18 protein-coding genes are annotated in these 20,289 nt (G+C 33.9%); 7 read left to right on the top strand and 11 right to left on the bottom strand.

All coding sequences use genetic code 11. The annotated features are described in order from the left end of the window. Positions 1-180: 180 nt before the first annotated feature. The 7 genes from asnB (AC061E_RS14135) to AC061E_RS14105 form a co-directional block, all read right to left on the bottom strand. Positions 181-1,782, bottom strand: a complete 1,602-nt coding sequence (gene asnB / locus AC061E_RS14135) for an asparagine synthase B (protein WP_478286822.1) — start codon at positions 1,780-1,782, stop codon at positions 181-183. Between the two features lie 190 nt (positions 1,783-1,972). After that, positions 1,973-3,598 (bottom strand): amidohydrolase, encoded by a 1,626-nt coding sequence (locus tag AC061E_RS14130; RefSeq protein WP_478286821.1) that lies wholly within the window; start codon positions 3,596-3,598, stop codon positions 1,973-1,975. 156 nt (positions 3,599-3,754) lie between these two features. Then, positions 3,755-5,431, bottom strand: coding sequence for an asparagine synthase B (asnB, locus tag AC061E_RS14125; protein WP_478286820.1), 1,677 nt, complete (start codon positions 5,429-5,431; stop codon positions 3,755-3,757). Positions 5,432-5,621: 190 nt separating this feature from the next. Further along, complete coding sequence (locus tag AC061E_RS14120) at positions 5,622-6,071, bottom strand: hypothetical protein (RefSeq protein WP_478286819.1); 450 nt, start codon at positions 6,069-6,071, stop codon at positions 5,622-5,624. A gap of 116 nt (positions 6,072-6,187) precedes the next feature. Next, positions 6,188-7,975 (bottom strand): TonB-dependent receptor, encoded by a 1,788-nt coding sequence (locus AC061E_RS14115; protein ID WP_478286818.1) that lies wholly within the window; start codon positions 7,973-7,975, stop codon positions 6,188-6,190. Positions 7,976-8,022: 47 nt separating this feature from the next. Beyond that, positions 8,023-8,886 (bottom strand): PhzF family phenazine biosynthesis protein, encoded by an 864-nt coding sequence (locus AC061E_RS14110; protein WP_478286817.1) that lies wholly within the window; start codon positions 8,884-8,886, stop codon positions 8,023-8,025. A 53-nt stretch (positions 8,887-8,939) separates the two neighbouring features. After that, positions 8,940-11,954: a tetratricopeptide repeat protein gene (locus AC061E_RS14105; RefSeq protein WP_478286816.1), complete on the bottom strand. Its 3,015-nt coding sequence runs from the start codon at positions 11,952-11,954 to the stop codon at positions 8,940-8,942. 241 nt (positions 11,955-12,195) lie between these two features. Between AC061E_RS14105 and AC061E_RS14100 the strand changes: the two genes are divergently transcribed. Together AC061E_RS14100 and AC061E_RS14095 are read left to right on the top strand one after the other, a co-directional pair. Further along, entirely contained in the window at positions 12,196-12,882 is a 687-nt protein-coding gene (locus tag AC061E_RS14100; RefSeq protein WP_478286815.1) for a cell division ATP-binding protein FtsE, read from the top strand. Next, positions 12,882-13,781: a glycosyltransferase family 2 protein gene (locus AC061E_RS14095; RefSeq protein ID WP_478286814.1), complete on the top strand. Its 900-nt coding sequence runs from the start codon at positions 12,882-12,884 to the stop codon at positions 13,779-13,781. The genes AC061E_RS14100 and AC061E_RS14095 overlap by 1 nt, the downstream gene beginning before the upstream one ends. On the opposite strand, the gene AC061E_RS14090 is transcribed toward AC061E_RS14095, so the two are convergent. The 3 genes from AC061E_RS14090 to AC061E_RS14080 are packed head-to-tail and all read right to left on the bottom strand — an operon-like array spanning position 13,773 to position 16,337. Continuing rightward, positions 13,773-14,861: a glycosyltransferase family 4 protein gene (locus AC061E_RS14090; RefSeq protein WP_478286813.1), complete on the bottom strand. Its 1,089-nt coding sequence runs from the start codon at positions 14,859-14,861 to the stop codon at positions 13,773-13,775. The two genes, AC061E_RS14095 and AC061E_RS14090, sit on opposite strands and share 9 nt — an antisense overlap. Further along, positions 14,858-15,250, bottom strand: coding sequence for a sugar 3,4-ketoisomerase (locus AC061E_RS14085; RefSeq protein ID WP_478286812.1), 393 nt, complete (start codon positions 15,248-15,250; stop codon positions 14,858-14,860). Before AC061E_RS14085 ends, AC061E_RS14090 begins: the two co-directional genes overlap by 4 nt. Before the next feature lies 1 nt (position 15,251). After that, complete coding sequence (locus tag AC061E_RS14080) at positions 15,252-16,337, bottom strand: glycosyltransferase (protein ID WP_478286811.1); 1,086 nt, start codon at positions 16,335-16,337, stop codon at positions 15,252-15,254. 47 nt (positions 16,338-16,384) lie between these two features. On the opposite strand from AC061E_RS14080, the gene AC061E_RS14075 reads away from it, so the two are divergent. The 3 genes from AC061E_RS14075 (at position 16,385) to AC061E_RS14065 (ending at position 18,482) form a co-directional block, all read left to right on the top strand. Beyond that, entirely contained in the window at positions 16,385-17,296 is a 912-nt protein-coding gene (locus tag AC061E_RS14075; RefSeq protein WP_478286810.1) for a glycosyltransferase, read from the top strand. 226 nt (positions 17,297-17,522) lie between these two features. Next, complete coding sequence (locus tag AC061E_RS14070) at positions 17,523-18,083, top strand: DUF6642 family protein (protein ID WP_478286809.1); 561 nt, start codon at positions 17,523-17,525, stop codon at positions 18,081-18,083. Positions 18,084-18,260: 177 nt separating this feature from the next. Beyond that, positions 18,261-18,482 carry a hypothetical protein gene (locus AC061E_RS14065; protein ID WP_144893270.1) on the top strand — a complete coding sequence of 74 codons (222 nt, stop codon included), beginning with the start codon at positions 18,261-18,263 and terminating at the stop codon, positions 18,480-18,482. Positions 18,483-18,548: 66 nt separating this feature from the next. Here AC061E_RS14065 and AC061E_RS14060 read toward each other — a convergent pair whose 3' ends face one another. Continuing rightward, the gene (locus AC061E_RS14060) at positions 18,549-19,001 is read right to left on the bottom strand and encodes a DUF4442 domain-containing protein (protein WP_182649238.1); all 453 of its coding nucleotides are present in this window, start codon (positions 18,999-19,001) and stop codon (positions 18,549-18,551) included. Positions 19,002-19,267: 266 nt separating this feature from the next. On the opposite strand from AC061E_RS14060, the gene AC061E_RS14055 reads away from it, so the two are divergent. Together AC061E_RS14055 and AC061E_RS14050 are read left to right on the top strand one after the other, a co-directional pair. Beyond that, positions 19,268-19,723 carry a DUF4870 domain-containing protein gene (locus AC061E_RS14055; protein WP_478286808.1) on the top strand — a complete coding sequence of 152 codons (456 nt, stop codon included), beginning with the start codon at positions 19,268-19,270 and terminating at the stop codon, positions 19,721-19,723. Positions 19,724-19,958: 235 nt separating this feature from the next. Further along, entirely contained in the window at positions 19,959-20,288 is a 330-nt protein-coding gene (locus AC061E_RS14050; RefSeq protein ID WP_086454625.1) for a PadR family transcriptional regulator, read from the top strand. Position 20,289: the final 1 nt, after the last annotated feature.

The following is a 20,289-nucleotide window of genomic DNA, read 5'->3' as shown; positions in this document are numbered from 1 at the left end:
AGGATTTAAGTTATTAACATTTGTTTACAAAAAACAGATAAAAAACGAATCGTATCACTGATTCAGTATGAAACACAAAATAAAAAATTAGGAAGCACAAAAAAAGACTTTCAAAAACCACTGTTTATAGGTGGTTTTGAAAATCTTTCAAGATAAAATAATGAATATCGTATTTAAAATTTATGCTTTTCCAGCGTATGCTGATTCTTCGTGAGCAGCATTAGCTCTTCCACTAGGATCTAAATTTTCTTGCCACTTTGGAATCCACTTTCTTACTGTTTGGGCAGCACTCAATTGCGGGAAATGCTTTTGAAAAATAGAACGATAAAGATAAGCTTCTTTTGTTGTAGGCGAATTATACGGAAAAGTTGTTGAAGCTGTGGCCAATTGTTCATCAGATACTTGAGTTGCACAATAAGCAATTAATTGATCTACCCAACTGTAACCCACTCCATCTGAAAATTGTTCTTTTTGCCTCCACAAAATATCATCCGGTAAATAAGGATCATCAGGAGTGTCAAATGCTTTTCGTAAAATATATTTTTCTTTACCACCAAACGTTTTAGGTAGTTTTTGTTCTGGATTAATCCTAATGGCAAGATCCAAAAAGGCTTGATCTAAAAAAGGCAATCTAACTTCAAGACCGTGAGCCATTGTTGCTTTATCAGCTCTCAACAAATCGGCAGTAAATATTTTTTGTACTCTCTCTATTGTTTCGCGTTGAAAATCAGCTACTGAAGGAGCATTTGCAAAATACAAATATCCTCCAAAAATTTCATCAGCACCTTCGCCAGATAAAACTACTTTAATCCCTTTTTCAACAATAACTTTCGACAAAAAATACATTGGAACACTTGCTCTCACCGAGATTACATCATATGTTTCTATTTGGTAAATTATTTTTTCAAGTACATCAATACCTTGCTTCACTGTAAAAAAAACTTCATGATGTTGTGTTCCTAAAAAATTAGCCACTTTTCTGGCTGCAACAATATCTGGAGCATTTTCATTTATTCCTATTGCAAAGGAGTGCAAGGGTTCTGATTTATTTTTAAGTAAACGGGAAGCTATTGCTGTTGTTAATGACGAATCTAAACCACCTGATAACAAAACCCCTAATGAAACATCTGCCATTAACCTTTTTTGAGTAGCAGTAGTCAAATATTCACGGAGTAATTGATAATCTACATCTTGGTATTCGTTTACAAAATACTCATATTCTGGCTTGTAATATTTTACAAAACCTGTTTTTGCGGTATAATAATGTCCTGGCGGAAAAGTTGAACAAGTCTTACATTGATCTGCAATAGCTTTCATTTCTGAAGCAAAGTACATCCTGCCTCTTTCATCTAAACCGTAATACAGGGGCTTCACACCCAACGGATCTCTAGCGGCTATATAATCATCCCCATCAATGACTACAAAAGCAAAATCTCCGTCTAATTTATCACAAAAATTATATCCAAACTCTTCATAAAGATGCACAATTACTTCCGAATCTGATTGGGTACGAAATACATGGTTACTCAAATATTCTTGCTTTAATTCCAAATAATTATATATTTCACCATTGTGAACCATGTAAGCAGTAGTTGTACCTTGAATAGGTTGTTTTCCTGAATGCAAGTCAATTATAGAAAGTCGCTCATGGCTTAAATAATGACCATTAGGCATGGCATACAAATCCCGTTCATCAGGTCCACGATGTGACATTCGACTAGAGAGATCTCTAACCAATTGCTCTTCTTTTCCTTTACCAATGATGGCCAATATTCCACACATACTTATTATATTTAATTGTTAAACAAACGGGAACTGCAAATATGCATTTCCGACTACACATTTAAAACACAATTAACATCTTTAATTTCTATTTGAAAGTAAAAACAACACATTCAATTAAAAATGAAACAAAAAACCATTTCAATTTCTGATTTTAAAGATAAAATCAACTTATACTATACTTACTTTGTTATTTTACTTTTTGTCCTTTAATAAAAGTACTAATTGGTTTCATTTTGACCATCATGTTTTCTTTCACTTTCATTAAATCTTCGTCATAAATTACAAAATCAGCCCATTTGCCTACTTCTAAACTTCCTTTTTCTTTTTCTTCAAAATTAGAATAAGCGGCCCAGAGCGTCATTCCTCTCAAGGTTTCGGCACGAGTAAGTGCATTTTCCATTTGAAAACCACCTTTTGGATAATCCTTAACATCTTTACGAGTTACGGCAGCATGAAAAGTAAGCATTGGGTTCACTTCCTCCACAGGAAAATCTGTTCCTAAAGCAACCGTCCCAGCTTTTTGAAGGAGTTTTTTGAAAGCATAAGCGTTTTTCAATCTTTGTTTTCCAAGGCGTTCTTCGGCCCAATACATATCTGATGTAGCGTGCGTGGGTTGAACAGATGGAATAATGCCAAATTTGAAATAATCAAAATCGGCTTCACGCAACACTTGAGCATGTTCTATTTTCCATCGTCTGTCTTTGGTTCCAGCCAAAACCTCTTTGTAAATTTTTAAAATTACTGTATTTGCAGAATCGCCAATAGCGTGTGTATTCAATTGAAAATTTGAATTCGCAATTTGTTTCGCAACCGATTTTAGTCCTACAACAGGCGCTAGTAGGGCTCCATATTGACCCGGCTTATCCGAATACGGTTTGTGCATGCAAGCGCCGCGCGAACCTAAAGCTCCATCACCATACATTTTAAAAGATCTTACATTAAGTTGATCTGTTTTGTAAATTCCTTTTTTAAGGTACATATCAATATTTTTTTGATTGGCCGTAACCATAGCATACACATTAAGCTTCATCAATTTTGCTTTTTGTAAACTATCCATCAAGTGAATAATATCTGGATCAAGTCCAGCATCATTTACGGTTGTTAAACCATAATCAAACATTACTTTTTCAGCGTCTAATAAAGCTGCTATTTGAATTTTACGAGTTGGTTTAGGTATAATTTTAAAAATCAATTCCATCGGATTGTCTACTAAAATTCCTGTAGGCTCACCGTTTACAATTTCTATTTGACCACCTTCGGCATTCGTATCTTTTGTAATTCCTGCAAGTGCAAGAGCTTTACTGTTTACAATAATGGCGTGACTGTCTACTCGGTTTAAAACTACTGGAATATCAGGAAATGCAACATCAAGATCAGCCTTTGTTGGATATTTTTTTACGTCCCAATCGTTTTGGTCCCAACCATTACCAACAATAAACGCAGGATTTTTTTCTTTTTGAAAAGCTTTTAAACGACTTATGATGTCTGCCATACTCGTTGTTCCACGCAAATCAACCTCTTGTAAGCTCAATCCATAGGTGTAAAAATGGCAATGTGCATCTATTAATCCCGGATAAATGAACTTCCCATCAGCCTTTGTAATGTTTTTAGACTGGTATTTATTTTCAATATCAGTATCTGTCCCAATTGCAACAATTTTACCTTTATCAATTGCCATAGCGGTAGCTTTCTCAAAGGTGTTGTTTACGGTGTAAATGGTAGCATCAGTAATTATGGCATCCACCATAATTTTTTCGTTTTGGTTACATGAAATTAAAAATAGTGTAGAAAAAAGTAAAGCAAAAGCTCTCATAAGTTATAATTTAGTCACGCTAATATAAAAAACTGTCCTGAAATAGAGCGCATTAATTTAGAATTAAAACCATTTTAAGGTTTAATGTTATTTTTATACATAAAAAAACGCACTCCTTTCGGGTGCGTTTCCTTTACTAATTATTAAGCTATTTTGCTACACTTTTGCGTAAGCATCATCATGAACACTTGCTACAGCCCTACCCGATGGATCATTCATGTTCTTGAAAGCTTCGTCCCACTCTAAAGCTATTTTAGTACTACAAGCTACGCTGGCTTCTTGAGGTACACACAAGGCGGCGGCATCACTAGGAAAATGGTCGTGAAAGATAGAACGGTAATAATATTCTTCTTTTGATGTAGGCGTTTGCAACGGAAACTTATATTTGGCATTTGCCAATTGTTCGTCAGAAACCTCAACGGCAACAACTTCTTTTAAAGTATCAATCCAGCTGTACCCTACACCATCACTAAATTGCTCTTTTTGTCTCCATGCCACACTTGGAGGCAACATATCTTCGAAAGCTTTACGAACCACCCATTTTTCCATAGGATGTTCTTTGTTAATCATTTTATCTTGCGGGTTGATACGCATGGCCACATCCATGAACTCTTTGTCAAGGAAAGGAACACGGCCTTCGATTCCCCACGCCGCTAAACTTTTATTGGCACGCAAACAATCGTACATGTGCAGCTTACTTAGTTTACGTACATTCTCTTCGTGAAATTCCCTTGCATTTGGCGCTTTATGAAAATACAAATACCCTCCAAAAAGTTCATCAGCACCTTCACCAGACAACACCATTTTTATACCCATTGACTTAATAACTCTCGCCATCAACCACATAGGTGTTGAGGCTCTAATGGTAGTTACATCATAAGTTTCTAAGTTGTAAATGACATCTTTGACCGCATCTAAACCTTCTTGAATCGTGAATTTAATTTCGTGATGAATGGTTCCTATATGGTTTGCTACAATTTGCGCTGCTGCAAGATCTGGCGAACCTTCTAATCCTACTGAAAATGAGTGCAGTTGTGGGTACCAAGCATCGGCAGTATCACCAGACTCAATTCGTTTTTGTGCAAATTTTTTGGCTACAGCCGAAGTTATAGAGGAATCTAACCCGCCAGAAAGTAAAACACCATAAGGGACATCACTCATTAATTGTCTGTGAACGGCTGCTTCTAGAGCTACTTTTATATCTTGAATGTTTGTTTCGTTATCTTTTACAGCATCATAGTCAGTCCAGTCTCTTTTATACCATTGTACAAATTCTCCATCTTTACTAGTCATGTAATGTCCGGGAGGAAACAATTGTATTTTAGTACAATATCCTTCTAGGGCTTTCAATTCAGAAGCAACATAAAACGTACCGTGCTCATCCCAACCGATGTACAAAGGAATAATTCCCATGTGATCCCTTGCAATGAAGTATTCATCTTTCTCTACATCATAAATGGCAAAGCCAAAAATTCCGTTCATTTCATCAATAAAATGAGGTCCTTTTTCTTTATAAAGTGCCAAAATAACTTCGCAATCACTTTCTGTTTGAAAGTTGTATTTCCCTTCGAATTGTTTGCGCAATATTCTGTGGTTGTAAATCTCACCATTGGCAGCTAAGATAAGTTGTTTGTCTTCGCTAAATAAAGGTTGTTTTCCTGATGCTGGGTCCACAATTGCTAAACGTTCATGCGATAAAATGGCTTTTTCGTTGCTGAAGATTCCACTCCAGTCTGGTCCACGATGGCGAATTATTTTTGACATTTCTAAAACCTTAGGTCTTAAAACTTCTGCTTTTTGTTTCAGGTCGAAGGCACATACTATTCCACACATAATGCTATATTTTATAAATAAATTTATTTATTTTGATAAAGCAAAGATGTGATTATAGTTTCATCTGTAAAACACAAAGCCAATATCTAGTTACATATTTAAACCAAAAATAACTAAATACTATAAAATACTAATTAAAACCTAAATAAAAAACAGAATCTACTTGTAAAGTGTAAATAGCATAAAATTTTTATTGAATTGATTTAATCACATACTTTGAACCATTAATCTCAAAAGTAAATCCTTCTTGGTTTCCCATTAACTTCGCGCCCAATGGTGATTGCGGAGAAAGTGCAATCACATTGATACCATCAACAGCAATTTTAGGAAGTGCTGCACTTACATACAAATAAATCCCATTGGCTTTGACCAAGCTTCCCACAATAATAGTTTTAGCACTTGAACTGGAATCAATTTTATCTAAAATGGCTTTTTGACCCAATACTTCTTTCAATTTATGATTGAGTTTTTCTTGCTCAAGGTGCATCATCGATAAAGCCGTTTCGTGTTTATCGCCAGCGGAACCTTTGGCATCATTTTTTGAATCCTCAGTAAGTGCCGTAATCATGTCTTTGAAGACATCTATTCGGTCTTGAACCAATTGTAAATAATGAGTATGGATTTTTTGTTTGAAAGTCATAATTTAAAATTTAACCACAAAGTTCACAAAGAAAGCGCAATGTTCACGAAGTATTTTAATTATATTTTCTGTGGTCTCTGTGCATTCGTTATGAACCGTGTGCTTCGGTAAAAAAATTAAAAATCAAACTTATAATTGGCTCCCACTAAAAATTGAAAACCTTGCACTGGGAAATTCAACCATTTTTGATAGTTGTTATTGGTTAGATTGTTTAATTTTATAAAACCCGTTAATTGATCATTGTATTTGTAACCCACATTTGCATTCACATCAAAATATCCTTCTAATATAATCGGAGTAGTTGATGGTAAAAAAGTAGTACTGTTTTGAACATCTTTACGTTCTCCTACATAAAATACATTCGCGCCAGCATACCATTTCTCTGTGATATCCACGTCAAGATTTGCTTTAAACTGAATTGCTGGTAAGTTCCAAGCCTCTTGTTGAAAATCATTTGTAAAACTGCTAAAGCTTCCGTTTATTCCAAAAGAAACATCCTTTGAAAAATCAGCTTTAAGTTCTCCGAAAAAACGAAGGGTACGCATGTCATCATACACCACTTGAAATGAGTTCCCAAAACCATAGTTCATATTTGTACTGCTCTCACTATAATCATTGCTTTTAAACAAAGCCTTGTTGCGCTCATTGTTATACGAACCTCTCAAGGTATAACTCACAGTATTGCTCAACTTTCCTTTAAGACCTGCATAGATTTCATATTGATTATCGGTTGGATTAATCAGTAAGGTTGGAGATAAAAATGGGTTTTCGGTCACAAAATCTTGATAGGAATTTTGGTTTAAATTCCCTTCGGCACCAGCATAAAATATCATCAAATCGCCCACCACTTTGTAAGACGCATTAAATTTTGGATAGACATATAAAGAGCTATTGCTATTCTTGGTATCCAAACTATAATAAATAGTAGCACCAAGGTTTAAAGTCCAATCTTTCTCTTGCATCACAAAACTTGGCGAGAGTCCAAAATTTGTAAAACCATAATCAATGGCTGCTGTATTGCTGTTATTAGTGGCAAAATTTCCGCCTACATAATCCACAATAACATCTGTTTTTACAGCATAATCCATTACTTTAAGTTCTAGCGTAGGCTTTACTACAAAACGATTTTCGGCCGATTTATAAAGATCTGTAAATCTATTGAACTTCACAGTTGCTTTATCTAATATCCCCTCGGTAAGCACTACATTCCCTGAGAAAGATAAAGTATTATACGATTGTTTAGGATCAATACTAGAAAGCAAAATTCCTTTATCAGAATTAGTTAATGAATTTCCAAAATTCATTGGCAAACCATACCAATTATATATTTGGTTATTGTAACCCAAATCCAGATTGTACGAAAGTGTTTTTTGATTTGAACCGTACATAATATCGAATGCCGTATCATAAAAACTATTATCTAAATCTATCGTGTTAATCCCGCCTTGCGAGGAGTGGTGACTGAAAATTCCACCCACATAATCAGTAGCATTTAAATCATGATTCACAAACAGTTCTCCTACCAATGTTCCATAATTACCCGCACCAAATGTGGCATAATTTTTAAAAATATGAGGTTGTTTTTCCTTTTCAACCCCTTGTGCTTTTCCTTTTGAAGGTGTAAAAGTTGATGCCACTGGGAATGAAAAAATAGCATATTTAACCGCTTCTTTTTTCGAATTAGCTTCTTCCTCAAGTTCTGGAACTTCTTTGACTTTAAAGGCATCTGAAATTTTAGGAGTAAATGGCTTGACTACGTTCACCGTTTCTGTCCCTATTTGCTCTTTTTTTTGTGACCAAGAAATTGGAATTATACCCATAAACAAAAAGCCCAATACTAACGGCTTTAAAATTCCGATTTTGCTATGATTCTGTACGTTTATAATGGATGGATTCAATGTCATTTCTGTTGTGTTTACTTCTTGTTTTTTTAATGCTTTTTTACGCAAGCTTATACTTCCCAAACTCCTTTTGCAAGAAACTGAGACTTCCCTCCTATTTTAATTTCATAATTTTCACCACTTTTTATTCCGTCAAAATAAATTTGAGATGGCCTTTGTATAAAATGCCCTTGGTGATTGACAAGTTTTATTTTTGGATTGTGGTATTGTAATAAAAATGCTTGCAAGCATGTACTGGCACTACCTGTAGCTGCATCTTCAATTAATTGATTGTTCTCTATACACATCATCCTGCTAGATAATTTTTCATTTTCTAAACAAAAAAAATAAAAAGCCCTATGTGGTGTTTTACAATTTTGGCGCAACCATTGTTCTGCTTTATTTTTATCCAAAACAATCTTGCCCAGCACCTCTTCATTTTTTACTGGTACCATCACAAATGCGCTACCAGTAGTCACCTCTTGAATAGGGAAATTTGTATCAAAATCATCTTGTGACAAAGTACTAAATGAAGAAAAATCATCTTTCAAATAAACATCTAAAAAAGTAGGTTGTGCTGCCTGAAGCCATATAAATCCATCCTGTGAGGTAACAGGAATTACTCCCACAGGAACCTGCATTGTAATAGTTGATGGATTGTTATTGAAAATTTTATTCATTAAAACCCATGATGTCCCAATGATAGGATGACCTGCAAACTGCATTTCATGTTCAGGGGTAAAAATTTTAATTTCGGCAGTATTTGTTTCCGTATTTATGTGGGTAATAAAAGTACTTTCGGCAAAGTTTATTTCCTTTGCAATTTGTTGCATATTCTCTTTGCTCAAAGTTTCGGCACCCAAAAAAACAGCAAGTTGATTGCCTGCATACTTCGCATCCGTAAAAACATCTACTATATAAAAATCTAAATTCATTTTTCTGTTTTATTAAAAATCAAACAACATTTCCAAACAATTCTGTACAGCAATTATTTATTTACAGATGAGTTTGTTTTAGCCTCTTCGGTTTTGATAATATCTAATTCTTTTTGGGCATCAGCAACAACATCTGGGAAATCAGTGAAATTCTGAATAACATTCTCTAAAATATAAGTGGCTTGAAAACTATCTTTCAATCCATAAAAATTCTTAGCCATTAGCACCAATCCTTTAGCTCCAAAATATTTATAACTAGAATAACTTTTAGCTAATTTTTGTACCGCTGTATTCGAAGCTTCATAATTAGCCTCTTTGTTTTTAAAATAGGCATCATAATACAAGGCCTCTGCTGCCAGTTCTCCTTTGGCTGTAGTCATTAATTTTGCATAAGCGCTTTTCGCTTTTACTTCGTCTCCGTTAACGATTGCAGCGCGTGCAATGATAATTTGAGCATCACTTTTTACTCCATTATCCGTTTTAGGATTTAGCAATACTTTTTCGGCATAAACACCCGAATTAGGATAGTCTTTTTTATCGTAATACAATTTCATCAAATTAGACTGAGCAAAAGTTTTGTTTTGAGACGTTTCTGCTTCGTTTTCCAATCTAGTTAGCATTGCAATTGCTTTCTCTGAATCTTTATTTTTAAGATAAATTTGAGACAATCGAGACAAAGACTGCTCTGAAAATTCATTTCGAGGCTGAGCCACAACGTACTCATAATACGGAATGGTTTTATTTTCGGCACCATCAGTAAAATACAGTTGCGCTAAATAATAATTTGCAGGTAAAGCATGAAGTCCGCGTGGAAACTGATTTACATAACTTGCAAATCCAGCAATAGCTTGCTTTGTATTGTTTTGCTGAAATTGTTTTTCGGCTGCCTCATAACTATCATTGTCTAATTCTGCATCCGTTACTGCAACAAAGTCAAGTGTTTTAACCCAGGTTGCATATTCATTTACTCGTCCCGTGTCAACATAAATTAATCGAGCTGTTGCAACAGCCTCTAGTGCCTCAGGAGTTCTAGGAAAATCAGCAGCAACTTTTTTAAATTTGACTAATGCTTGATCATCTTTATCCGTGTTGTAAAAAATTAAACCTTGACGCAAAATTGACCTAGAAGTAAATGTTCCGTTCTTAAACTCGGTATTCAATCTGTCGTAGGTCTTAATTCCTTTGTCATTTTCGTTCTCAGCAACATAGGTATTTGCTAGTTCAAACAACGCATCATCTCTATAATCAGATTTTTGATAAGCCGCTAAAAATGAATTTAAATCATTAATTTTTTTATCATTTTTACCCATAAAACCATACGAAATAGCTCTTTGAAAATAAGCATAATCAGCATCTACACTTTTTGAGTCTACCACTTTTGAATACGCTTGTAAGGCCTCCGCATATTTTGAAGTTACAAATCGACAATCCGCAAGTCTTAAATAAGAATCTTGAAAACGAACTTTATCCGCAGTAGCGTTATCAATTTGTTTTTGAAAATAATTCCCAGCTTGTTCGTATTCTTTCAACTTAAAGAACGTGTATGCTATATTGTAATTGTGATTTTTAAACTCCGGAACCGTATTTGCCTGAGCCGCATTTGTAAACTGTTTGAAAGTGAGTAAAGCCTCTTTAAAATCATTTAAAACATATTCTGTTTCTGCTTTCCAAAAAATGGTTCTTGCAGTAAAAACAGGATCTTTTTGTTCGGTTAAAGCCTTAGTAAACATTTTCAAAGCTTCATTAAAATTTGCGTCCGTGTACAATTCTAATCCTCGGTAAAAAAGAACTTTTTGGTACGCTACTTTATTTTCGGGTGACTTATTTTTTTCTAATAATACGAGCGCTTCCTTGTAATTTTTAGAAGTAATATAGGAGTCTATCAATAATTTCTCGATTTCAGTTTTATTAGCATTTTCCGGATATTTCTTTAAAAAAGCTTGTAAAACGGCGGGTACACTTTGATAGGAATTACCTAATTCATAACTTAATTTAGCATAATTTAAACTCGCATCTTCTTGAATGGCGAGATCAAAATCCATTTCAGATGCATTCTTGAAAGCGTTTAATGCTTGTTGTTTCTTATCTGTATTCAAGTAACTTTCGCCCAAATGATAGTAGGCATTTTGTGCCACAAAATCTTTCCCTCCTATTATTTTATTAAACTGACTGATTGCATTTTCAAAATCTTTTTGCTTGTAATGCGCATAGCCTAACTGGTAAAAATCTGTATTTGTCCACTTCCCTTTTTTACCTTTGTATGCTTCTAAAAAAGGGATTGCGTTGCTGTATTGTTTTAAATTAAAATGGCTTTCGCCAATGATTTTATTCAGTTCTGATTTTTCTATAGCATTTGAACCAGCCATTGCTTTTTGCCCTAAATCGATAGCTTTTTGAAAATTACCAAGCTTAAAATTCATATCGGCTTGGTAATACGACAATTTTTCTTTGTACTTCTCCTCGCCCGAAACTTCATCAAAATACTTAGTTGCTTGCTTATAATCATCGCCCTCATAAGCCATAAATCCTAAATAGTATTTGGCTTGAGATCCATATTCTTGTGAGTTAATTACTTTGTTAAAATACGTTGTTGCCTCCTTGCGTTTCTTAGCATTGAAATTCCCATATCCTTTTTGAAAATTAAACTTATCTTGATCCTTTCTACTCAAACTAGACTCGTCTACTTTATCAAACCATTGCAATGCTTGAGGATAATTTCCTTGTTTAAAGTGAAATTGCGCTACCTCAATATATGCCTGATTTTGTTTTACACTCGTGGGATAATCTGTAACAAACTGTTCCATCAACTCATCTGCATTAGACTGGTTGGTTCTAATGGCACAGTTTGCAACATAATAAGTACAATCTGATTTTAGCTCTTCGGTGGTGGCTGTTTCTTTTACTTTATTAAAAATTAATTGGGCAGATGCATATTGATCATCTTTGAATAATGAAACTGCTTTGTCAAATTCCCTGGAGTCATGAGTATATATTGCTGTTTTTTGTGCACTAAGACTAGTGGCATAGATAAAAAGGCTACCTATAAAACATTGAGAAAGTTTACGCATTGTACTTTTATTTTAATAATTCAAATGTATTATATTCTAAGTCTATAACGAATTGAATACAGGATTTATTATGATTTTTTTACAATTGCTGTTGGTTCGCATACTGTTCGAGGCTTATTATTAAAAAACAGTGGGGTTGATTTTGTTCTTTGATTTTTATCGAATTCTAAGCATTAGAATAGAATTTATTTTGAATCGTTGCGTTAACTTCTTACTTTTACCCCATAAACAAATGTAAAACATGTCACAATCCGTACTATCCTTAAAAAATGTAACTATTTATCAAGAAAACAAATCGATTTTATCTGATGTAAACTTGGAGGTAAAGCATGGCGAATTTCTTTACATCATAGGTAAAACAGGTTCTGGTAAAAGTAGTTTGATGAAAACACTATACGCTGATTTGGCTTTGACAGAGGGAGAAGGAACAATTGTTGACTTTGATTTAGCAACTTTAAAAGAAAATGACATTCCGTTTTTACGTCGAAAAATAGGAATTGTTTTCCAAGATTTTAAGTTACTACCAGATCGCACCGTAAATGACAACATGTTATTTGTGCTTAAAGCTACAGGCTGGAAAGATAACGGTGAAATGGAAGCTAAAATTGAGGAAGTTTTAAATAAAGTAGGGATGGGTGAATTTGGCAAAAAAATGCCACATCAATTATCTGGTGGAGAACAACAGCGTGTGGCTATTGCTCGTGCATTACTTAATGACCCTGAGCTAATCCTTGCTGATGAACCTACCGGAAATCTTGATCCTCAAACTAGTGCCGAAGTTCTTGAAGTACTAAAAAAGATTAATGCAATAGGAAAAACAATCATTATGGCTACCCATGATTATGCTTTATTGATGAAATTCCCATCTAAAACTTTAAAATGTGAGGATTCTAAAATATTCGAAGTGATACAGCAACGCAATTCGTAATGCTTTCTATTCTTGTTCCAATTTATAATTTCAATGCATTTCCCACAGTTCAAGAACTGCATAGACAATGCGTAGAACAAGAAATACCATTCGAAATTATTTGCCAAGATGATGCTTCACAATCTGATTTGAATCGTTTTAATGAAAAAATAAACGACTTATATAATTGTAGCTTTGTTTCCTTAAAAAATAATATTAGCCACCGCGAAAATAGAAATAATCTAGCAGCACAATCAAAATACGATTGGCTGCTTTTTTTAGATGGTGATTCTATTATCACAAACAAAAACTTTATTCGCCACTACATCAAGCAAATAAACAATTTCGACATTGTATATGGTGGCCGATTACATCCTGAAAAGTGCCCTTCAAATAATCAAAAACTGCGCTGGAAATACGGTCGTTATATGGAAGACCAAAGTGCCCCTGAACGAGAAAAAAAAGGTTATTCTGCACTTCTTTTTAACAATACACTCATCAAAAAAAGTTGTTTTGACACGGTAAAATTTGACACGAACACTACAAAATACGGTCATGATGATACCCAACTTTCCTATCGCTTGAGTCTCAAACTTTTTACTTTAAAGCATCTTGAAAATCCTGTTGAACACGGTGATATTGACACAAACTATGATTATTTAAGTAAAACCAAGCAATCTCTGGAAAATTTGCAGCAATTGTATCAAACAAAAACAATTGATTCTAAGTTTGTCAAATTGCTTTCACTATATGATTTTTTAGTTAAAACTAAACTTAAATACGGTATAGCTGTGTTTTTCAAAATATTTTCGAAAGCATTAGAGCAAAATTTAAAAAGTAACAGTCCAAAATTATTCTTTTTTAATTGTTTTAGAATGGGCTATTTATGTTCTATTTCAAACCCAAAGTCTTTAAGTTAAGGACTTTATTAATTTTTTCCATTCAGGCATAACGTGTTCTATCTGGTAAGCATTACTTGTAGCTTGCGCTTTTTTGCCCATTTCTAAACGAAGCGTTTCATTGCTCATCAACAACTGCAATTGTTTTATAAATTCATCTTGATTACCATCTTCAACGAGCAATCCATCAACACCATGATTGATAATTGCTCTTGGACCACAAGGACAATCATAAGCAACACAAGGAACTCCAGCAGCCATTGCCTCCAGTAAAACCATAGGAAAACACTCGTACCGAGACGTCATAACGTAAATGGCTGCTTCTAAATACACCTCTTGAATTGTTTTGGTTGGGTCTAAAAAAACGACCAAATCTTGTATTCCTAACTCTCGAGCTAACAACTCAAGATCTTGGTAGTTGCCACAATATAATTCTAATTTCCAGGATGGGTATGATGCTACGACTTCTTTCCAAATAGGCAACAACCTGTCAAGCCCTTTCTCATAAGTATTTCTAGCTACAGCAAGTACCTTTCGCGATGAAAGCGGCGCAACAGAATGTACAGCAAAACACAATGGATTAGGAATTATTGCTTTCTTCCTAACATTCCATTCAAGTGCACTTTCATTGGATAAAAATACAACTTTAGTATACTTTTGAGCAGCATACTTTTTGAAATGATATTGCAAATTCAGTTTCAAGGAACTGAATACAGCATGCGGAGAGGGATGTTCTTGTACATGAATGGTACTGTGAATCTCTAAAAGAAGTGGAGTTTTGCGGCGAACTAAAAAAGGCATTAAAAAAGCTTTTAATCCATTATCGCAAACCAGAATGCAATTTGGTTTAATGAGGGAAATATATTGATTTAAAGCCTTATAATATTGAAAAGCAAACAAAGGAACAGCACCTTTTAATGGCATGTCATGAAACACAATATCCTCATGAAAAGAGTAAAACAAGGGAGTATTCCCCTTATTCTGAGTTAAAATATGAACCTCAAAACCGCATTGTGTGATAAAATAATTCGTTTTCAAGGATAAGATTCTTGCAACCCCTCCTTCGTTATTGATATTTGGAACTATATAAAGTAGTTTCATTTTTTTGAGTTGATGAAAGTATCAAAATCCCTGATATAATCCTCCTCATCAAAAGTGGCTGATGCCAAGACAAGACAAACGGCACCTGATGAAAAATTTTCAAGTTCGCGCCACGTATCATTTTTAATCAATAATCCCTTGTCAGGTTTATTTAAGGTAATGGTTTTTTCTGTACTTCCATCTTTTAAAACTACATCAAAACTCCCTGAAATGGCAATTAAAACTTGTTGGAGCTTTTTATGAGAATGCCCGCCTCTTTTTGAGGAACTAGGAATATCAAACAAGTAATATACACGTTTAATGTCAAACGGAATCACCTCATTTTCTATGACTGCAATATTCCCAAGCACATTTTCAATCTTGGGTATGTCTATAATTTCTATTTGCATCTTAACTCTTCGTATTTAAATAATCAAGCCATTTATTTCCAATTTTTTCTACTGAAAACCGAAGTGCACTTGGTACACAATTCGCTTTGCAAAATACTCTCAATTCAGCATCCGTATAAAGTAAATCTATGGCTTCAACCAGTTGCGCCTTATTTTGATTTTCAACTAGCAAACCATTGAATCGGTCTGTAATAATTTCACTTGGCCCAGCAAAACAATCATAGGAAATGGCAGGAGTTCCTACTAACAAACTTTCTATAATCACATTTGAAAGTCCTTCATATTCACTAGTAACTACTGTAAAAAGAGCGTTTTTTTGGTAACAAAAAGGATCTTTTTGATAACCCAAAAACTCTACTAAATTACCTAAATTTTTCTCAGCAACAAGCCTTTTTAAATCCTCAAGATAGATTCCAGAACCAATAATTTTTAATTTTATTCCATTTTGTGGCAATACCGTTTTGGAATACGCCTCAATTAAAACATCAAATTGTTTTACCTTTTCGTTCATTCGACCCACAGCAATAATATAGGTACCATCCATTGGCATACTAGCCAGAGCTAATTCTTGAATCTTTTCAATTTCAAAAGGATTGTAAATGGTTTGAGCTTTAATATTATACTGCTGGAGCAACGCCCTTTCCAGTGCTTTACTTACGGTAACAAAATTATGTTTTCCATAAATAAAACGGGCAATCCAGGGTTTCTTTGAAATGTAATTGTGTAAAATCCCACTATGAATGGTATAAATAACACTCGTTTGATAGACATAATGTGCCATCAAAAATTCATTAATCGTATTCACGCGATAGCGAAAATCAAGTACAAAATCAAAATGATGTTCTTTAAAATAACTTCGTAACTCGTGTAATCGTTGTAACTTTTTAAAGGTTGTCGCGGTATTTTTTTTACCTAAATTCAGCACAACTCCTTTGTAATCATAAACGATATCGTCAACAAAAATAATATTGTGAACTTCAATTCCTTTGCTTTCAAAAAAACAAGATAGCACCGCATGGACACGTTCTGCACCACCGCCACCCAGTGAATCGCCCACAAGAGCAAATGTTGTTTTTTTCGGAATCATTTTTAATTTACTAATTTAGCTTCAAATATAAACACTTCTTTGTTCAAATGAATTACAATCCACTAGTTTCCGTTATCTGTCTTTGTTACAATCATGAAAAATTTGTTCAAGAAGGACTGGAATCAATTGTAAATCAAACGCATAAAAACATTGAAATTATTATTGTAGATGACTGTAGCACAGATAATTCTGTGGCAGAGATTAAAAAATGGCTCATTAACTATCCCAATGTTATTTTTATTACCAATCGTGTAAACCAAGGGAATACAAAATCTTTTAATACTGCCTTCAAGCGCTCAACTGGCTCCTATATTATTGATTTTGCAACTGATGATTTACTCCATCCCGATTGTGTAGCCACGCAACTAGAGCAGTTTAAAAATAGCACGTATCCTAATCTTGGAATTGTATACGGCAATGCCGAAATGATCTTTGAAGACAACACACATTTTAGATATTTTTTTGAGGTAGACCAAAATAAAAAACGAATACAAAGCCAACCTACAGGCGACATTTATTTAGGATTATTGCGATTAAACAATAATGTTTGTTCCGTTTCGGCAATGGCAAAAAGAGAGGTTTATGAAAAGCTAAATGGCTATAATGAAAACTTGCATTATGAAGATTATGATTTCTGGATACGAGCAGCACGCAGCTACAACTTTGATTACATAGACCAAATCCTGTTACAAAAAAGAGAATTAAAAAATTCCTTGAGTACCTACCGTTTTCGAAGATTGAATTCAAAAACACGAAAATACAACCGGTCTACTTATAAAATTGTAATCCATGCTTTAAAAATGAATACCACTACCGAGGAAAACAAGGCCATTTTAAACATGATTCACCATGAAATAGAAATAGCAATGCGAACAATCGACCCAATTTTACTTCTCAAATATATCGTGTTAGAAGCCAAAGTATTAGCCTTAATCATACTTAAGAAAAGATACCGATAATTCTTAATTGCGTTTTATAAAAAAACTTTCGTGGTAAAAAAACATCCAAAACAAATATTAGTCTGACAAAAAAACAGTGTTCACAACACTTTTTTTGCAATAACTTCACACTCGTTTAGGCAAGAATTTAGCCGTAGAACCTTATTTTTGTTATCATGAGATATTTTAAATCGGGTATAGTGCCATTTGGAATTCTTTATTTTTTACATCATCTAAATCGAATACAATGGAAACCGATACTTTTATTTTCTGTCTAGAGGCTGTAGCCGATGTAGAGGAAAATCTAGATACCGAAGTTGTCAAACATCTAGAAAAACTGGCTTCAGATCAAGGATTGACTAGTATTTATAAAACATGTGACACCATAGAAGGACTAGAAGAAAGCTTAAACACCTTACTATATGACGATCATAATTTTACCAATTATGAAATCATTTATCTGGTAATTCCTGGCGAAGCCAATACGATTTGCATCAACGAATATTTTTACAGCCTTGAAGAAATAGCCGAATTATTTGAAGGGAAAATGAGAGGAAAAATTGTTCATTTTGCAAATTCAAAAATTCTTGACTTATCACCAGATGAGGCACAATATTTTATTGATGTTACGGGTGCAAAAGCTGTCTCGGGCTATGGCGCATTCCTGCCTAATGTGAGCAGTACTGCGCTAGACCGTTTGTTTTTTGGACTGTTTGAAGAGCAAGATGATATTTTTGAAATTGTTGAAGAACTGCATCAAAAACAGTATGCTTTGTGCAAATTACTTGATTTTAGAATGTATTATTAACGCGTTTATAGAATTTTAGATATTAAAACCAGTTCAAACAAAAAGTGACTACAATAGCTTCTTAAACTATTTTTATATGTTAAAATGGCGGCATAAAGACTAATTTTTTCACAAGAAGAGATTCAACATTACATAAAATCTTTATATTTGAAATACAAAATTCAAAAATCAAAACTCATGAAAAAAATAGTATCCCTAGCTGTAATTGCTTTTTTTACACTTCAAATGAATGCACAAGAAGTTAAAGCAGTAGCCAAAGAAAAAGCAAAAAAAGAGGCTTGTTGTTCTAAAAAAGGTGGAAAAGCAGCCATGTCAGCAGCTGAAATTGAAAAATGTATGGCAGCATGCAAAGCCAAAGGAAAAAAATGTGATGCATCAAGTGCCGGTAAAAAATGCTAAAAACCGATATGTATTATACAAAAACGCCTCTTTCTAGAGGCGTTTTACTTTTATAATAGTAGGTTATTATTTTACTCTCACACTCCACTCAAAGTCCATTTCTGAAACTTGCACTCCTTTTTCATCAGTGCCAATAGATTTCATCCAAAACGTTTGCCCCTCTCCTGTAGCAATAGTTTCCTGAATTGCTTTCTCGATTAAATGTCCGTCATTACACGTAAAAGTGATGCGACCCGTGGCTTTTTTGGTAAAATTTCCTTTGTTGTTTGCAACTAACATTGATATTTTACGACCACTTTTTTGAATTTGAAACATCACGAGTGCACCAGTGGCTAACTCTGCCGCCATAGCTTGAACGGCAAAATACATGGAGTTAAACGGATTTTGATTGATCCAACGGTGTTTTACAGATACAACACATTTTTTTTCGTCAATGTTTTTTACGCGAACTCCGCAAATAAAAGCCGATGGTAATTTGAAAAGTAAAAATTTATTAAGTTTTGATGCAGTAAGTAACATAGGCTTTCTAGTTTATGAATTTTAATTACAAATGGTAATACATGGGCTGTCAGGGGTATTGTCATTTGGTATTTGGCTAAAATACAAAAAAATACTATGCACGCCTATAAAATTAAATTGTTAATATTTTGTTAATATTTGGTACTATGCGATACAAGATACTTTCTTTTAGACATATATTTGTATAAGAAATTACTAGGTAGCCTAATTAATCAAAAAATCAAATCAGTTTCAATCATCATCAGAAATCAAAAAAATCAAAAAAAATGGAAACAACTACAGAAAAAAACATTGCCACATTTACACACTTGAGTACACTGACTCAATATTTTATTCCTTTTGGGAATTACATTTTCCCAATTGTATTGTGGAGCACTAAAAAAGGAGAATCGGAATTTGTGGATCACCACGGGAAACAAGCTATTAATTTTCAGTTGAGTTTATTACTCTATTCATTAGTTTTGTTAATGATAGCAATTCCTTGTTTTTTAATCACTGTATTTAAAAACATCCCGTTGAATACCTTGCATGAGAATCACAATTTTATATTGTCTGATTTTAATTTTAGTGACAATGCTGGATTTTTGACCGTAGGAATTGTGAGTCTTTTACTCTTTTTAATTTTAAAAGTTGTTGAGTTCTTTTACATTATTTATGCTTCGATGCAAACATCTAATGGCATAGCATATAAATACCCGCTTACCATTCCGTTTTTAAAATAGACATGAGAGCTCTAGAAGTTCTGTATAGCCCTGATTGCAACGGCATCCTTTTATGGTCTCGTTTTTTAGAGACCAGAAAAGATAGAGTGAAAAGCAGGAATAAAAGTTCTTAAAAAAACGGGAGTTGACTGCTCCTAAAAAATCATCATAATAATCAATCAAGCTGGAGTAAAATCCAGAAAATCAATCAAATAACGAACAGTTTTAATCACACAAAATCAAAAAAAATGAAATTATGAACATTGAAAACACAAAAGCACAAATGCGCAAAGGTGTTCTTGAGTTTTGCATCCTATCGGTACTAAAAGAGAAAGACGCATACACATCAGAAATATTAGACACTTTAAAAAACGCAAAATTACTAGTTGTTGAGGGCACTATTTACCCTTTATTGACTCGACTAAAAAATGACGGTTTGCTCAATTATCGCTGGGAAGAGTCTACATCAGGACCACCAAGAAAATATTATGGCTTGACCGAAATAGGACAAACTTTTTTAAAAGAACTTAGTGGCACCTGGACTGAATTATCAGATGCTGTAAACCTTATAACCAACCAAAAATAAT

Source organism: Flavobacterium sp. GNP011 (assembly GCF_056428925.1).
This window is presented reverse-complemented; position numbering and strand designations above follow the sequence as displayed.

Coding starts and splice junctions, on each gene's coding strand:
- AC061E_RS14065 (WP_144893270.1), top strand. CDS start 18,261: ATGAAAAAAATAGTATCCCTAGCTGTAATTGCTTTTTTTACACTTCAA.
- AC061E_RS14105 (WP_478286816.1), bottom strand. CDS start 11,954: ATGCGTAAACTTTCTCAATGTTTTATAGGTAGCCTTTTTATCTATGCC.
- AC061E_RS14080 (WP_478286811.1), bottom strand. CDS start 16,337: ATGATTCCGAAAAAAACAACATTTGCTCTTGTGGGCGATTCACTGGGT.
- AC061E_RS14095 (WP_478286814.1), top strand. CDS start 12,882: ATGCTTTCTATTCTTGTTCCAATTTATAATTTCAATGCATTTCCCACA.
- AC061E_RS14100 (WP_478286815.1), top strand. CDS start 12,196: ATGTCACAATCCGTACTATCCTTAAAAAATGTAACTATTTATCAAGAA.
- AC061E_RS14055 (WP_478286808.1), top strand. CDS start 19,268: ATGGAAACAACTACAGAAAAAAACATTGCCACATTTACACACTTGAGT.
- AC061E_RS14130 (WP_478286821.1), bottom strand. CDS start 3,598: ATGAGAGCTTTTGCTTTACTTTTTTCTACACTATTTTTAATTTCATGT.
- asnB (WP_478286820.1), bottom strand. CDS start 5,431: ATGTGTGGAATAGTATGTGCCTTCGACCTGAAACAAAAAGCAGAAGTT.
- AC061E_RS14110 (WP_478286817.1), bottom strand. CDS start 8,886: ATGAATTTAGATTTTTATATAGTAGATGTTTTTACGGATGCGAAGTAT.
- AC061E_RS14090 (WP_478286813.1), bottom strand. CDS start 14,861: ATGAAACTACTTTATATAGTTCCAAATATCAATAACGAAGGAGGGGTT.
- AC061E_RS14050 (WP_086454625.1), top strand. CDS start 19,959: ATGAACATTGAAAACACAAAAGCACAAATGCGCAAAGGTGTTCTTGAG.
- AC061E_RS14120 (WP_478286819.1), bottom strand. CDS start 6,071: ATGACTTTCAAACAAAAAATCCATACTCATTATTTACAATTGGTTCAA.
- AC061E_RS14070 (WP_478286809.1), top strand. CDS start 17,523: ATGGAAACCGATACTTTTATTTTCTGTCTAGAGGCTGTAGCCGATGTA.
- AC061E_RS14060 (WP_182649238.1), bottom strand. CDS start 19,001: ATGTTACTTACTGCATCAAAACTTAATAAATTTTTACTTTTCAAATTA.
- AC061E_RS14075 (WP_478286810.1), top strand. CDS start 16,385: ATGAATTACAATCCACTAGTTTCCGTTATCTGTCTTTGTTACAATCAT.
- AC061E_RS14115 (WP_478286818.1), bottom strand. CDS start 7,975: ATGACATTGAATCCATCCATTATAAACGTACAGAATCATAGCAAAATC.
- asnB (WP_478286822.1), bottom strand. CDS start 1,782: ATGTGTGGAATATTGGCCATCATTGGTAAAGGAAAAGAAGAGCAATTG.
- AC061E_RS14085 (WP_478286812.1), bottom strand. CDS start 15,250: ATGCAAATAGAAATTATAGACATACCCAAGATTGAAAATGTGCTTGGG.